Origin of the sequence: Nonomuraea rosea (assembly GCF_039539705.1) — a bacterium.
Classification (GTDB): domain Bacteria; phylum Actinomycetota; class Actinomycetes; order Streptosporangiales; family Streptosporangiaceae; genus Nonomuraea; species Nonomuraea rosea.
The window spans coordinates 25,863-36,842 of record NZ_BAABDQ010000072.1 but is presented as its reverse complement, the minus strand read 5'-3'; the positions used below and the strand labels follow the sequence as shown (position 1 = coordinate 36,842).

13 protein-coding genes are annotated in these 10,980 nt (G+C 70.4%); 4 read left to right on the top strand and 9 right to left on the bottom strand.

Going from position 1 to position 10,980, the window contains the following annotated elements; all coding sequences use genetic code 11:
- From ABEA43_RS65385 to ABEA43_RS65370, 4 genes are all read right to left on the bottom strand, one after another.
- Positions 1–251, bottom strand: a 251-nt coding sequence (locus tag ABEA43_RS65385) for a hypothetical protein (protein ID WP_345580237.1), incomplete at its 3' end; no start/stop codon positions are given.
- Positions 248–736 (bottom strand): hypothetical protein, encoded by a 489-nt coding sequence (locus ABEA43_RS65380; protein WP_345580235.1) that lies wholly within the window; start codon positions 734–736, stop codon positions 248–250. The genes ABEA43_RS65385 and ABEA43_RS65380, both read right to left, overlap by 4 nt.
- 421 nt (positions 737–1,157) lie before the next feature.
- Positions 1,158–2,405, bottom strand: a complete 1,248-nt coding sequence (locus ABEA43_RS65375) for a glycoside hydrolase family 18 protein (RefSeq protein WP_345580232.1) — start codon at positions 2,403–2,405, stop codon at positions 1,158–1,160.
- A 111-nt stretch (positions 2,406–2,516) separates the two neighbouring features.
- Positions 2,517–2,714 (bottom strand): FAD-dependent oxidoreductase, encoded by a 198-nt coding sequence (locus ABEA43_RS65370; RefSeq protein WP_345580229.1) that lies wholly within the window; start codon positions 2,712–2,714, stop codon positions 2,517–2,519.
- 91 nt (positions 2,715–2,805) lie between these two features.
- Here ABEA43_RS65370 and hemW point away from each other — a divergent pair, with 91 nt between their 5' ends.
- Positions 2,806–4,026 carry a radical SAM family heme chaperone HemW gene (hemW, locus tag ABEA43_RS65365; RefSeq protein ID WP_345580226.1) on the top strand — a complete coding sequence of 407 codons (1,221 nt, stop codon included), beginning with the start codon at positions 2,806–2,808 and terminating at the stop codon, positions 4,024–4,026.
- Here the strand turns inward: hemW and ABEA43_RS65360 are convergent.
- The 3 genes from ABEA43_RS65360 to ABEA43_RS65350 are packed head-to-tail and all read right to left on the bottom strand — an operon-like array spanning position 4,023 to position 6,435.
- On the bottom strand, positions 4,023–4,715 hold the full coding sequence (locus ABEA43_RS65360; RefSeq protein ID WP_345580223.1) for a DUF4870 domain-containing protein: 693 nt from the start codon (positions 4,713–4,715) through the stop codon (positions 4,023–4,025). The genes hemW and ABEA43_RS65360 overlap by 4 nt on opposite strands.
- Positions 4,712–5,518: a DUF3097 domain-containing protein gene (locus tag ABEA43_RS65355; protein ID WP_345580220.1), complete on the bottom strand. Its 807-nt coding sequence runs from the start codon at positions 5,516–5,518 to the stop codon at positions 4,712–4,714. The genes ABEA43_RS65360 and ABEA43_RS65355 overlap by 4 nt, the downstream gene beginning before the upstream one ends.
- 17 nt (positions 5,519–5,535) lie before the next feature.
- Positions 5,536–6,435, bottom strand: coding sequence for a hypothetical protein (locus ABEA43_RS65350; protein ID WP_345580217.1), 900 nt, complete (start codon positions 6,433–6,435; stop codon positions 5,536–5,538).
- 159 nt (positions 6,436–6,594) lie between these two features.
- Here ABEA43_RS65350 and hrcA point away from each other — a divergent pair, with 159 nt between their 5' ends.
- From hrcA to ABEA43_RS65335, 3 genes are read left to right on the top strand one after another with little or no spacing between them, the layout of a single operon-like run.
- A complete protein-coding gene (gene hrcA / locus ABEA43_RS65345; protein ID WP_345580214.1) occupies positions 6,595–7,608 on the top strand; it encodes a heat-inducible transcriptional repressor HrcA in 1,014 nt (337 codons plus the stop codon).
- An 11-nt stretch (positions 7,609–7,619) separates the two neighbouring features.
- On the top strand, positions 7,620–8,759 hold the full coding sequence (dnaJ, locus tag ABEA43_RS65340; protein WP_345580211.1) for a molecular chaperone DnaJ: 1,140 nt from the start codon (positions 7,620–7,622) through the stop codon (positions 8,757–8,759).
- A 1-nt stretch (position 8,760) separates the two neighbouring features.
- Positions 8,761–9,486, top strand: a complete 726-nt coding sequence (locus ABEA43_RS65335) for a 16S rRNA (uracil(1498)-N(3))-methyltransferase (RefSeq protein ID WP_345580208.1) — start codon at positions 8,761–8,763, stop codon at positions 9,484–9,486.
- Between the two features lie 178 nt (positions 9,487–9,664).
- Here the strand turns inward: ABEA43_RS65335 and ABEA43_RS65330 are convergent, their stop codons facing one another.
- Together ABEA43_RS65330 and ABEA43_RS65325 are read right to left on the bottom strand one after the other, a co-directional pair.
- Complete coding sequence (locus ABEA43_RS65330; RefSeq protein WP_345580205.1) at positions 9,665–10,309, bottom strand: hypothetical protein; 645 nt, start codon at positions 10,307–10,309, stop codon at positions 9,665–9,667.
- A complete protein-coding gene (locus ABEA43_RS65325; RefSeq protein ID WP_345580202.1) occupies positions 10,306–10,851 on the bottom strand; it encodes a SigE family RNA polymerase sigma factor in 546 nt (181 codons plus the stop codon). The genes ABEA43_RS65330 and ABEA43_RS65325 overlap by 4 nt, the downstream gene beginning before the upstream one ends.
- Positions 10,852–10,980 lie beyond the last annotated feature (129 nt).

The following is a 10,980-nucleotide window of genomic DNA, read 5'->3' as shown; positions in this document are numbered from 1 at the left end:
GCGGTCTGGGCGGGTGGTTGGGGGTGGGGGTGGTCTGGGTTCGGTGGTTGTGGGTGGGTGGGGGCGTTCCGCCGGGGCGGGGCGAGTGCGGCTGCCACGGTGAGGGCGAGGGCCGTCACGAGCAGGGTGACGACCAGGCCCGTGCCGGTCAGTCCTGGCGCGGGGGTCGCGGCGGCCTGGGTCACGACCAGCAGCGCGATCGCCCCCAGCCGCAGTGCGGCGGGGGCGACACTGGACGGTGCGCGCATCACCTCAAAAAGCTATCCGCTCGCTTCCCGGTCCCGGTAAGCGCACGTCCCCGCCTGGCGATGAGGTACGCCTGCGTCCCCAGCGTGAGGCCGATGAACACCATGATGCCGCCGGTCGACAGGATCAGCCCCAGGGAGTTTCCCGCGACGTACAGGCCGACGCGGACCGCCATCGAGGCGAGCCAGGCCAGCAGGGTCCAGAGCGTGGCCTTCGACAGGGCGACGCCCGAGGAGTCCACCCAGACGCGTACGGTCGTCGCGCGCCACGCCCCGAGAGCCACCGCTGTCGCGGCTTCCACGAGGAACAGGGCGGCGCTGAGCGCGAGGTGCCGGGTGTCGATGAGACCGCCCGAGACGACCCCGACGGCGATCACGGCGCCGGAGGTGTAGAGCATGCCGGATCGAGCTGTCGGACGGGCTTGCGACTGGCGGTAGATCACGATCACGAGGGCGAACAGGACGAGTACGGCGATTTGTATGGGTTCCACGCGTCAGAAGGTAGGGACGTGGGTCTCGTACCGGATCGGTCTGTGGGTTGAGAGCCCGGGATCTCCACCCTGAGGTGGAGGCGAGGAGCCCAGGGATGAAGGGCGCGGAGCTTGGGGTGGAGCGTGAGATGTCCGGGCGGAGGGCGAGCCGCCTGGGATGGCGGGGAGGAGCCCAGGCGAATGGAGAGCGGCCCGAGGGGGCGAGATGCCCGGGTGCATGGCGAGTGGCCCGAGGGGGCGAGATGCCCGGGTGCATGGCGAGTGGCCCGAGGGGGCGGGCGAGATGCCCGGGTGAAGGGCCAGAGGCTCGGGCGGAGGGCCAAAGGCCGTGGGCGAGTGCGAAGGGGAAGGGCGGCGGGAGTTTGGGTGGGGGAGAGGGGGGCCGGGCGGGCGGGTAGGAGTCGCGCGCCCGGCCACCGCCTCAGCGCAGTACCGAGTACAGCGCCGTCGTGAGGGAGGCGCGCGAGTCGTCCTGGTCGATCGACCACATCATCGACCCGCCGAGCCCCTTGAGCCGGATGTACGCCGCCTTCTGCACCAGCGCCGCCGGATCGTCGTACGACCAGAACTCGTTCCCGTCGTAGAGCCACATGGCCCCGCTCCGCAGGTCGCGGTAGCGCTTGCCGGGCTTGGCGACCAGGTCCTTGTAGTCCTCGGAGCCCGGCGCCCATTTGCCGGGGGCCGGTCCCGTGGCGGGCTTGTACAGTCCGTCCCCGCCGCCCGTCACGCCGGTCCAGCCCTGGCCGTAGGCGGGCACGCCCACGACGATCTTGCGGCCCGGCGCTCCGCGCGAGAGGTAGTCGCGCACGGTCTGGTCGACGCTGTACCTCACCGGGTTCGGATCCCGCCGGTCGGTGAACAGGTTGCCGTTGTGCCCGGTCTGCGGCTCCCACGTGCCGTGCAGGTCGTACCCCTGGACGGTGGCGAAGTCGAGGTTCCTGAAGACGTTCCGGACCTCGAACCCGGCGTCGATCTTGGCCGCCGCGGCCGGGAGGAAGGCCGTGAGCTGCGCCCGGCGAGAGAAGGCGGTGAGCTGCGCCCGCAGCTCCGCCACGAACAGCGTGAAGTTGCGCTTGTCCTCAGGCCTGATGACGTTGCCCTCGGCGCCAGAGGAGCCGGGCCACTCCCAGTCCAGGTCGATCCCGTCGAACACGCCGGCGCCCGCGCCCGCCTCCAGGCCGGGCAGGTCGCCGCGCAGCCACAGGTCGACGCAGGACCTGGCCAGCGCGGCGCGGGACTCGGGGGTGAGGACGGCGTCGGAGAAGTACTTGGAGCCGGTCCAGCCGCCCAGCGAGATCAGCACCTTGAGCCCCGGGTGCTTGGCCTTGAGCTTGCGCAGCTGGTTGAGGTTGCCGTTCAGGGCCTGGCCCGGCGCGTCCGCCACCCCGTCCACGCTCTGCTCCGCCGGCACCGGCCGCTGCCAGTCCGCCCATGGGTCGGCCGAGTAGCAGGCGCCCTCGGCGTTGACGAACCCGAACGCGTAGTTCAGGTGCGTGAGCTTGGCCGCGGCGCCGCTGACGTCCACGTCCTTGACGTGATAGTCGCGCCCGTAGACGCCCCATTGGATGAAGTACGCGACCCGCTTGAAGCCGGTGTGGGCCTCCGCGGGCACGGACACCGCCGAGAGGCCGAGTAAGAGCGAGAGCGCGACGAGGATCTTCTTCTTCACGGGCCACTCCGGGGGGCGAACTTATAAGAAACTTTCCTATAAGTTAGACGCGATCGTAGAGCGGCTCCCCCTTGTCGTCAACGATCCTGGCGACCTCTTCGGGGCTCGACATCACCGCCCACCCGTAGGCGGGATCCGAGAACGGCGACAGCACCAGATCCGCCACGTCCTGCCTGGCCGCGGCCGCCCCGAACGCAGCGAGCCGGCGTCCCCCTCGCTGTAGAGCGTCACGTCCACACCGAGCTGCTGCAGGCGCAGAGCCAGGGTCAGCCCGGAGATCCCCGCCCCCACGACGCCGATGCCTGCCATGAAGGTCCCCTTTGCCGGAAGGATCCCAGTGGGCACCCAGGGGTTTGCAGCCGGATTGGAGCACCCTTGTGAGCCGGGCAAACTGGTAGACGTGCCATCCATCCTGCCTGACGGCGATCCCGCGCCCGCTTCCGGCGAACTGCCGCAGAGCGCGCTGACGGGCCTCGGCGAGCGCCCGTTCGGCTTCTACGTGCACGTGCCGTTCTGCGTGACCCGCTGCGGCTATTGCGACTTCAACACCTACACCTCCGCCGAGCTGGGCCCGGGCGCCTCGCACCAGGACTACGCGGACACGGTCGTCGAGGAGGTGCGCCTCGCGCGCCGCGTGCTCGGCGCGGCCGATCTCCCGGTGGAGACGGTGTTCTTCGGCGGCGGCACGCCGACCCTGCTGCCCCCGGAGGATCTGGCCAGGATCCTGAGCGCGATCGACTCCGAGTTCGGGCTGCGGCCGGGAGCCGAGGTGAGCACCGAGGCCAACCCCGAGTCCGTGAACCCCTCCTACCTGGAGAAGCTCCGCCACGGCGGCTTCAACCGGATCAGCTTCGGCATGCAGAGCGCCCGCGAGCACGTGCTCAAGGTCCTCGACCGCACGCACACCCCTGGCCGCGCGGCGGCGGCCGTGCGCGAGGCGCGGGCGGCCGGGTTCGAGCACGTGAACCTGGACCTGATCTACAGCACGCCCGGCGAGTCCGACGACGACTGGCGGGCCTCGCTGGCCGCGGCGATCGAGGCCGGGCCGGACCACGTGTCGGCCTACTCGCTGATCGTGGAGGAGGGCACCAGGCTGGCCGCCAGGATCAGGCGGGGCGAGCTGCCGATGCCCGACGACGACGTGGCCGCCGACCGCTACCTGATCGCCGACCGGATGCTGGCCGAGGCCGGGTTCCAGTGGTACGAGGTGTCCAACTGGGCCGTCTCCGACGACGCGCGCTGCCGGCACAACCTGCTCTACTGGACCGGCGGCGACTGGTGGGCGGCCGGGCCGGGCGCGCACAGCCACGTCGGCGGCACCCGCTGGTGGAACGTCAAGCACCCGGCCGCGTACGCCCAGCGGCTGGCCGCAGGGACGTCGCCCGCCCACGCCCGCGAGGTGCTCGGCGACGACGACCGCGCGGCCGAGCGGCTGATGCTGGAGCTGCGGCTGATCTCCGGCTACCCGCTCGCCGAGGTGGCGCCTGCCGCGCGTACGTTCGTGGCCGGCGCCTTGGGCCGGGGGCTGCTGGAGCCGGAGGCGTTCAGGGCCGGCCTGATGGTGCTCACGCTCGAAGGGCGCCTGCTGGCGGACGCCCTCATCCGGGATCTCCTGGTCTAGGTGATCAGGCGGATGGCGAAGGGGTAGCGGTAGTTCTCGCCGCGGTTGGTGGCTATGGCGGCCTGGATGTGGAAGATCAGGGACAGGATCCAGACGACGGGCAGCAGGAGCACGCCGATGAAGACGATCACCAGGATGCCTGAGACGACGTAACCGATGAACATCGTGATCTGGAAGTTGAGCGCCTCCGCGGACTGGTCCCTGACATAAGGGGACTCGTCCTTCTTCATCAGGTAGATGATCAGCGGGCCCAGCCAGGAGACCAGCAGGCCCAGCAGGTGGGAGAGCATGGCGAGCGTGGTGTCGTCGGTGCCGGGGCGGGGGCCGAACCGGCCGGGCACGTACGGCTCACCGGGAGGCGCGGCGTAGCCGTAGGCGCCGGACTGCGGGGCGTTGCCGTAACCGGGCGGGGGCGCCTGGCCATAGCCGGGGGGCTGCTGCCCATAGCCGGGTTGCTGACCGTAGCCAGGCTGCCCAGGCCCAGGCTGGCCGTAGCCCGGCTGGCCGTAAGCAGGCTGAGAGCCGGGCTGCTGGCCATAGCCGGGCTGGCCGTATCCGGGCTGGGACCCGGGTTGCTGGCCGTACCCGGGTTGCTGAGGGCCGGAGCCGTGGTTCGGCGGGATGTCCGATGGGGACACGCGGCGGGTGTAGTCGTCGTCGGGCGGCGGCTGGGGCGGGTCCTGGCTCATGATGCCTCCGTAACGAAGTCGATCAGTTCCTCGACCCGGCCGAGCAGCTCCGGCTCCAGGTCGGTGTAGGTGGAGACGGCGCCGAGGATCCGCCGCCACGCCTCCCGGGGCTCCATGCGCCAGCCCAGGGCGGCGATCACGCCCTCCTTCCACGGCACCCCGCGCGGCACGTCGGGCCAGCCGGGGATGCGCAGCACGGAAGGCTTGACCGCCTGCCAGATGTCGATGAACGGGTGCCCCACGACGAGCACGTCAGGCGAGGTGATCTGGGCGGCGATCCGGCTCTCCTTGGAGCCGGGCACGAGATGGTCGACCAGCACCCCCAGCCGCCGCCCCGGCTCGGGGGCGAAGTCGGCCACGATGGCCGGCAGATCGTCGACGCCTTCGAGGAATTCGACCACGACCCCCTCGACCCGCAGGTCGTGGCCCCAGATCTTCTCCACGAGGGCGGCGTCGTGCACGCCCTCCACGTAGATCCGGCTCTGCCTGGCCACCCTCGCCCGCAGGCCCTCCACGGCGATCGAGCCGGACGCGCTGATCTTCGGCCCGGCGGGCGCCGCCGCCGGGCGTACGAGGGTCACGGTCTTGCCGTCCAGCAGGAACGCGGCAGGGGCGAGCGGGAACAGACGGCGCCTGCCGAACCTGTCCTCCAGGGTGACGGCCTCCTTGTCACACGCCACCACCGCGCCGCAGAAGCCGCTGTCGGCGTCCTCCACGACGAGCTCCAGCTCTGCCGGCACTTTCGGGATCTTGCCCTTGCCCGGCCGCCGCCAATTTCCCGCCAGCACATCGCCCTCGTACACACGGGGACCGTAGCAAATCACCCGCTGACCGCAAGGCGCTTACGCGAGCCGCTCCTCCGTACGAGGACGACGACGGTGGCGACGATCCCGACCAGCAGCCCGGCACCGGGGATCAGGAACAGCGCGGCCACGCCACCGGCGATCCCGCCCGCGGCGCTGGCCAGCTGGCGGCCGACGCCGTAGGAGACGCTGGCCTCCTCCTGGTTGGTGCAGGTGAGCTGGTAGTCGCCCTTGGCCGGTGCGTTGATCACGAGGATCTGCTCCCAGACGGTGCTGCCGTTCGTGACCGTCTCGGAGCCGGTGGTCTTGACGAGCCTGGCCTGGCCGGGGCCGCCGGTGATCTCGCACTGGTAGTTGATGCGCGTGTCGCTGGCGACGTAGACGGCGGGCTTGTCCGCCGGGTCGATGGGCACCGTCACGGTCTCGCCCGACGCGAACGTCTTGGTGGGGGCCAGGTCGGTCACGCTGCTCACGATGCCGCCGGCGAACACGAACACGCCGACGACCGCGCACACCACGGCGATTCCCCAGGCGAGCGCGATCCACCACAGGCTGGGCTTTATCGCTTTTGAGTCGATTCGAGGAGGGAATTGGGGTTGTTGGCCGTATTGTCCGTACTGCGGCTGCTGGCCGTACTGCGGGGGCTGCCCGTATTGCGGCTGCTGGCCGTACTGGGGCGGTTGCCCGTACTGCGGCGGCTGCCCGTGCTGGGGGCCGTATCCGGGTTGCGAGCCTGGTTGAGCGCCGTATCCGGGCTCGGGGCCGGGCTGCTGCCAGCCCGGTTGGGAGCCTGGCTGCGGGCCGTAGCCGGGCTGAGAGCCCGGCTGGGGGCCGTACTGGGGCGGTTGCTGCTGACCGTGGTACGGACCCTGCCCTGGCGGCGGGCCGTACGACGGGGGCTGGGATTCGTCGGTCATGTTGGCAAGTGTGAGGCCTGTCGCTTGTAAGTCGCTAGCAGCAGGATGGGGACTCGGTGTTATCGCACCTTGTGGGCGAGAGCCGTACACTTGGCACTCGGGAACACAGAGTGCTAGACGTTGCGTTCCTGGTAAAAGGCAGAGGCAGGAGGTGGGCACGTGCTCGACGAACGTAAGCTGGCGGTGCTCCGCGCCATTGTCGAAGACTATGTGTCCACCAACGAACCGGTGGGTTCCAAGGCGCTCGCGGAGCGTCACAACCTGAAGGTCTCCCCCGCCACGGTCAGGAACGACATGGCCGCACTGGAGGAGGAGGGCTACATCACGCAGCCGCACACGAGCGCGGGCCGCGTGCCGACCGACAAGGGCTACCGGCTCTTCGTCGACCGGCTCTCGCAGGTCAAGCCCCTGTCGGCGGCGGAGCGCAGGGCGATCGAGACGTTCCTGGCCGGCGCGGTCGACCTCGACGACGTGGTGACCCGCACGGTGCGGCTGCTCGCGCAGCTCACCAGGCAGGTGGCGGTCGTGCAATACCCGACGCTGACGCGTTCGACGGTCAGGCACGTCGAGCTGGTGCCGCTGAACGACCGGCGGGTCATGCTCGTCCTGATCACCAACACCGGCCGCGTCGAGCAGCGCGTGATCGAGCTGCCCGAGGTCGTGGAGGACACCCGCATCGCCCACCTGCGCGCGGTGCTCAACGCCTGCCTCGACGGGTGCGGCCTGAGCAACGTGCCCGAGCTGGTCGCAGACCTGCCGGAGCGGCTGCCCACCGAAGACCGGCCCGTCGTGGCCACGATCCTGTCGGTGCTGCTCGAGACGCTGGTGGAGCGGCACGACGAGAAGATCGTGTTCGCCGGCGCGGCCAATCTCGCGGGCGCCGACTTCTCCACGGGCCTGCGCGACGTGCTCGAAGCGCTGGAGGAGCAGGTCGTGCTCATGCGGCTGCTCGGCGAGACTTCCACAGACACCCCGTCCGCGCTCACCGTGCGCATCGGCTCGGAAAACCCCTACCTGCGGGGCACATCCATCGTCGCGACCGGATACGGTTCTGGCGACAACCAACTGGCCCGGCTCGGCGTGCTGGGTCCCACGAGGATGGACTACCCCGTGACGATGGGCGCCGTGCGCGCGGTGGCACGCTACGTCAGCCAGATCCTGGCTGCATCATAAGAGGTCGATAAGTGGCAAACAGCGACTACTACGCCACCCTCGGGGTGCGCCGTGAGGCCAGTCAGGACGAGATCAAGAAGGCGTATCGCCGACTCGCCCGCGAGCTGCATCCCGATGTGAACCCCGACCCTGAGACGCAGGAGCGGTTCAAGGAGATCACGCAGGCCTATGAGGTGCTGTCGGATCCCAACAAGCGCCAGATGTACGACATGGGCGCCGACCCCTTCGGCGGCGCGGGAGCGGCGGCCGGGGCCGCCGGGTTCGGCGCGGGCTTCCCGTTCAGCGACATCATGGACGCGTTCTTCGGCACCGCCGGCGGCGCCAGGGGGCCGCGCTCACGTGCCCGCAGGGGCCGCAACGCCACCATCAGGGTCGAGCTCGACCTGCGCGAGACCGCGTTCGGCACCACCCGCGAGCTGGTCGTCGACACGGCCGTGGTGTGCGAGGTGTGCCACGGGGCCGGCGCGGCGTCGGGCACGCATCCCGACACCTGCGACATGTGCAACGGACGCGGCGAGATCTCCCAGGTCACCCGCTCGTTCCTGGGCCAGGTCATGACCTCGCGGCCGTGTCCGCAGTGTGGCGGGTTCGGCACCATCATCCGCCACCCCTGCCAGGAGTGCTCGGGCGACGGCCGGGTGCGGACCCGCCGTACGATCAAGGTGCGCATCCCCGCCGGCGTCGAGGACGGCACCCACATCCAGCTCGCCGGAGAGGGCGAGGTCGGCCCAGGCGGCGGCCCGCCGGGCGACCTGTTCCTGGAGATCGTCGAGCGGCCCCACGAGATCTTCGAACGGCGCGGTGACGACCTCCACTGCACCGTTCAGCTCCCGATGACGGCCGCCGCGCTCGGCACCATACTCGCGGTGGAGACGCTCGACGGCTCCGAAGAGGTGGACGTCCGCCCCGGCACCCAGTCAGGGCAGGTCATCACCATGTACGGGCGAGGCGTGCAGCGGCTCAACGAGTCCGGCAGAGGCGATCTGCTGATCCACGTCAACGTGGAGACCCCCAGCAGGCTCGATGCGGCGCAGGAGGAGCTGCTGCGCGAGCTTTCGAGGCAGCGGGGTGAGGAGCGCCCGCCCGGTAAGTTCGCACCGGGGCAGCAGGGTTTTTTCTCCCGCCTGCGTGACGCCTTCAACGGAAGGTGACGTGAGCGTTCCCGTCTTCCTGGCCCAGGACCTCGACGGGCCGGAGCTGACGCTCGACGGCCCCGAGGGGCGGCACGCGGCCGCCGTGCGGCGGCTGCGGGCCGGGGAGCGGGTCGATCTGACCGACGGCGCGGGCACGGTCGCCGAGTGCGTCGTGCGCGAGGCGCTCAAAGACTCGCTCAGGCTGGACGTGATCGGCCGCTACGAGGTGCCCGCGCCCGCGCCGCGGCTGATCGTCGTCCAGGGGCTGCCCAAGGGCGACCGAGGCGAGCTGGCCGTTGAGATGATGACCGAGGCCGGGGTCGACGTGATCGTGCCCTGGGCCGCCGCGCGCAGCATCACGCAGTGGAAGGGCGACAAGGTCGCCAAGGCGCTCGCGCGGTGGCGGGCCACGGCCCGCGAGGCCGGCAAGCAGGCCCGCCGGTTCCACCTGGCCGAGGTGGCGGAGCTCGCCTCCACCGCCCGGGTCGAGGAGCTGCTGGCCGGCGCGGCGCTGGGGCTGGTGCTGCACGAGGCCGCGGCCGAGCCGCTGTCCGCGGTGGCACTGCCGCCTGGCGGCGACATCGTGGTGGTCGTGGGGCCGGAAGGCGGCGTCTCGGAGGAGGAGCTCGCCAGGTTCCGTGCGGCCAAGGCCGTGCCGGTGCTGCTGGGGCCCACGGTGCTGCGCACGTCCACGGCGGGTGTGGCGGCGGCTTCCGTGCTGCTGACGCGTACAGGGCGCTGGTGAGCTCTTGGAACGCGCTGAGGCGTACAGGGCGCTGGTGAACTCGTAGAACGCGCTGAGGCGTACAGGGCGCTGGTGGGCTCGTAGAACGCGCTGAGGCGTACAGGACGCTGGTGGGCTCTTTGCGCACGCAGAACGCGCGTACAGGCTTGAAAGGGGCTTAGAGCGCCGCTGAGGGCCGTCAGGGCGTGGTCTGGGACGCGTCCACGAGCGGGCTGGCGTCGGTGGTGGGCCCGTCGGTCACGTCGTCGGGCGGGCACTCCTCGGGCGGGCACGCCGAAGGCTGTGTGGTTGGCTCCAGGTCGGTGGGCGTGGGAGTGGCCGACACCGCGGGACAGTCGGAGGGCGGCTCCTCCTGCTCGGCCGCCGACGTGGGGCACTCGGTGGTGGTCGGCGTGGGGCTGGGAGACTGCGACGGCCTGCTGGTCGACTCCGCCTTCTTCGTGGGCCGCGGCGACGGGGTCTTGGAGATGTCGGGGATGACGACCTGCGGCTGCTGGTGGCTGGGCTCCTTGGACGGAGGCAGCTGCGAGCGGGTGGTGGAGGAGTTGGACGGGACTTCGGTGGTCTCGTCCTTGACCTTGAGCGCGGGCTCGTTGGTGATCTGCGAGCGGAGCTGGGGAACGGCCATCACGATCGTCCCCGCCACGAGGACGGCGCTGGCGGCGGCCGCTCCCGCGCGCCACCAGAACAGGTTGCGCACGCCGCGCCGCTCGATGCGGGCGCGGATGATCTGCAGTCCTTCCGGCGAGGGCACGACCGCGTCCGCCTCCGCACGCAGCGCACGGCGCAGAAGGTCACCGTACTCGTCGGGGGGCTGGGTCATGACATCTTCTCCAGAACGGATCGCAAGGCGGCCATGCCACGCGCCGTGTGACTCTTGACCGCGCCCTTGCTGATGCCCATGGCGTTGGCTATCTCAGCTTCGGACAGGTCACCGTAGTAACGCAGAACCAGTGCTTCTCTCTGTCGGGTGGGTAGGGCGCGTAACGCCTCGATGACGGCGGAGCGTTCCAGCTCGCCGATAGCGCCGTTCTCGGCGCTCGGAGCGTCCGGCAGGCCCTTGGGGGCGTACTTCTCGACGACCGCGCGGTGACGCAGCACGGAACGAGACCGGTTGACGACAGATTGACGCAGGTAGGCAAGTGCCTTGTCGGGGTCACGCAGCCTGCGCCAGGCGCCATGGATGGCGACGAACGCATCCTGCACGACTTCCTCAGCGGTTGCTATGTCGCGTACGAGCAACACAGCGAGACGCACCAATGACCGGAAGTGCGCGCTGTACAGCGCGGTAACGGCCACGTCGGCATCCCACCCGACCGGCACCGCCCCCAGGGACCTGTCAGCCAGAAGGGTTTCGGTGGTCACATCAGTGGGACGCGCAGCCTTCCCAGAGGGTTTACGCTCTGCCGGTTCTTGAGGTTTCCCCGGTTCCTTAGGGTGCATTACCCAGTCGTGTCCTCGCCAGGTGGCGCTCGCCCGACCCTGAATCGTCTT

Bases quoted from the DNA above. Each gene is read 5' to 3' on its own strand.
- ABEA43_RS65370 (WP_345580229.1), bottom strand. From the start codon at position 2,714: ATGGCAGGCATCGGCGTCGTGGGGGCGGGGATCTCCGGGCTGACCCTG.
- ABEA43_RS65360 (WP_345580223.1), bottom strand. From the start codon at position 4,715: ATGAGCCAGGACCCGCCCCAGCCGCCGCCCGACGACGACTACACCCGC.
- ABEA43_RS65350 (WP_345580217.1), bottom strand. From the start codon at position 6,435: ATGACCGACGAATCCCAGCCCCCGTCGTACGGCCCGCCGCCAGGGCAG.
- ABEA43_RS65330 (WP_345580205.1), bottom strand. From the start codon at position 10,309: ATGACCCAGCCCCCCGACGAGTACGGTGACCTTCTGCGCCGTGCGCTG.